Raw genomic sequence first — 2010 nt, 5'->3', positions numbered from 1 at the left:
GATGCCATTAGAGTGGTTATCTCCTGAAGAAGTCAGCCAACGTTTTCCGCTAGTTCGTACGGACGACCTTCACCACGCGGTGTATGATCCATCCGCTGGCTTTGTACTAGCGCGGGAAGCTTGTAGTCAGGTAGTCAAACAGGTAATTCGGGAAGGAGGGAAGTTTCATCAAACTCAGGTGCTTCCGAATGATACACGAAATGGCCAACTAAAAGAAGTAACGTTGGCCGACAATACCACCCTCACCGCTGACTACTACGTGTTTGCAAATGGTCCTTGGCTAAGTCAGACCTTCCCCGACTTACTGCAAGACAAGCTACGGGTTACTCGCCAGCCCGTGTTTATGTTTGGTTCACCTCCTCAGTATTCAGCCACTCCCCAAGAAAATCAGTTACCTACTTGGATGAACCGGGACTTAGCTAATAAGGAGCGACACTACGGCGTAGCGGGAAATGACCACCGCGGCTTTAAGATCGGGTGGGCACCTGCCGAAGCGAAATTATTCGACCCAACCCATGATAACCGGTTGGTTCAGCCCGAAGAAGTTGAACAAGCCCGAGCTTTACTCGCGTATCGGTTTCCGTTTATGGAAAATGCGCCCTTACTAGAATCCCGGGTTTGCCAACATACTGATACTTTTGATAAACACTTCATTATGGATCGCCATCCCGATCTAAAAAATACCTGGATACTCGGAGGAGGCTCTGGACACGCCTTCAAACATGCGCCCGCATTAGGAGAGTTAGCTGCTCAATTAATTACTCAGCAAAAAGAAACTCCGCCGCTTTTTTCTTTCGATCGTTTTTCACCCTCTTCTAACTTTACCCAGCAGCATCACTAGTTTTCGAAAAATAGCACCCAATTGATCCGCTTCATTATCGAAAAAATAAATATGCACTTTATGAAAGGATATTTTGCAAAAATGTCAAAGATTGTTGATTATTAAATAATCCCATTATTATTTTGCCTTCGATATAATTTTCATATTTATATTCTGGTTTTTTTAAAAAATTCAGTAGGTTGCGATCTTCAACAGATCACAGTATCACTTCTCTTACCACAAATTTCTCTCCTCTAACTTTTTCATAACACTATAAAATAATCTACCTATGAGAAACATCTTTACGTATTTTTCATTACCTGCTGGTCGGCGCGACCAACTCTTGCTCCTGCTGCTCAGCTGCGGCATTGTCCTGATGAGTACCCAGCTTCAGGCACAAAACCGAGATATTAGCGGTAAAATTACCTCGGTAAACGGAGATGATCCTCTACCGGGCGTTAACGTAGTAGTGAAGGGCACTACCAACGGAACCATTTCCGATATTGATGGAAACTACCAACTATCGGTAGGTGAAAACGCTAAAACGTTAGTATTTTCCTTTATTGGCTTAGTAACCAAAGAAGTAGCCATTGGTAATAAGTCCACTATTAACGTAAAACTTACCGATGACACCAAGCAGTTATCCGAAGTAGTAGTCACTGCTTTAGGTTTTGAGGAGGATGCTGACAGCCGAGGCTTAGCTTTTTCTAAGGTAGAAGGCGAATCAATTGCCCGCTCAGGGGAGAACACGCTAATTAACAGCTTAAGCGGGAAAGCAGCCGGAGTGCAAATTTCTCGTTCTGGGGGTGATCCGGGCGCAGCTTCTTATATCCAGATTCGCGGACAGAACACCATCACCGGCGAGTCTCAGCCATTAATTGTGGTAGATGGTATTCCGATCAGTAATACGGTGGGAGCTCCCAATGCTGATTCGGGTAACAGCGGTGAGAATACCGGAGGGGTTCGTCAGCAGTCGCGAATGAACGATATGAACCCGTCAGATATTAAATCCTTACAAATTTTGAAGGGTGCTTCCGCTGCGGCGCTGTGGGGTTCTCGGGCGGCCAATGGAGTTATTGTAATTACGACCAAAAAGGGCCGTGATGCGGGCAAACTGGACGTGACCTTTCGTTCTACCGTATCTCTCGACCAAGTTAATGTATTGCACCCACTACAAAGCACCTTTGGGC

Annotated in this window: 2 protein-coding genes; both read left to right on the top strand. The window is 45.5% G+C overall.

The annotated features are described in order from the left end of the window. A partial coding sequence (locus WBA23_RS20360) for an FAD-dependent oxidoreductase (RefSeq protein ID WP_424584119.1) occupies positions 1-841 on the top strand: 841 nt, incomplete at its 5' end. A 268-nt stretch (positions 842-1109) separates the two neighbouring features. Continuing rightward, positions 1110-2010: carboxypeptidase-like regulatory domain-containing protein (locus tag WBA23_RS20355; RefSeq protein WP_424584118.1), on the top strand; the 901-nt coding region annotated here is incomplete at its 3' end.

Origin of the sequence: Tunicatimonas sp., assembly GCF_049647865.1 — a bacterium.
Classification (GTDB): domain Bacteria; phylum Bacteroidota; class Bacteroidia; order Cytophagales; family Cyclobacteriaceae; genus Tunicatimonas.
The sequence above is the reverse complement of the archived record's forward strand: the minus strand, read 5'-3'. Positions and strand labels throughout refer to the sequence as shown.